This is a genomic window from Polaromonas eurypsychrophila, assembly GCF_014641715.1.
Lineage (GTDB): Bacteria > Pseudomonadota > Gammaproteobacteria > Burkholderiales > Burkholderiaceae_C > Polaromonas > Polaromonas eurypsychrophila.
Genome location: NZ_BMIG01000033.1, coordinates 1 through 779 on the forward strand (window position 1 = coordinate 1; position 779 = coordinate 779).

Below are 779 nucleotides of genomic sequence, written 5' to 3' on the forward strand. Positions count from 1 at the left end.
GCAGCAGGATACCGACGTTGTCGCCAGCCTGGCCCTGATCGAGCAGCTTCCTGAACATTTCGACGCCGGTGCAGATGGTCTTCTGGGTGTCAGCAATGCCGACGATCTCGATTTCTTCGCCGACCTTGACCACGCCGCGCTCGATACGGCCGGTCACGACGGTGCCGCGGCCGGAGATGGAGAAGACGTCTTCGACGGGCATCAGGAAGGCGCCGTCAATGGCGCGCTTAGGCATGGGGATGTAGTTGTCCAGCGCGTCGGCGAGCTTCATGATGGCTTCTTCGCCCAGAGGACCTTTGTCGCCTTCCATGGCGAGCTTGGCGCTGCCGTGGATGATGGGGGTGTCGTCGCCGGGGAAATCGTATTTGTCGAGCAGCTCGCGCACTTCCATCTCAACGAGTTCGAGCAACTCGGCGTCGTCAACCATGTCGCATTTGTTCAGGAACACGATGATGTAGGGCACGCCGACCTGGCGGGCCAGCAAGATGTGCTCACGGGTCTGGGGCATAGGGCCGTCAGCAGCCGAACAAACCAAAATGGCGCCGTCCATCTGGGCGGCGCCGGTGATCATGTTTTTCACATAATCGGCGTGGCCTGGGCAATCAACGTGGGCGTAGTGGCGGTTCGCCGTCTCGTATTCGACGTGGGCGGTGTTGATGGTGATGCCGCGGGCTTTTTCTTCCGGCGCTGCATCGATCTGGTCGTAGCCTTTGGCTTCGCCGCCGAATTTGGCTGCGAGCACGGTCGTGATCGCTGCCGTCAGTGTGGTCTTGCCATGG

At 61.1% G+C, this 779-nt stretch carries 1 protein-coding gene; it reads right to left on the reverse strand.

Annotation, left to right across the window (positions count from 1 at the left end; translation table 11 throughout):
* On the reverse strand, positions 1–779 hold a 779-nt coding region (locus tag IEX16_RS19810), incomplete at both ends, for an elongation factor Tu (RefSeq protein WP_188710286.1).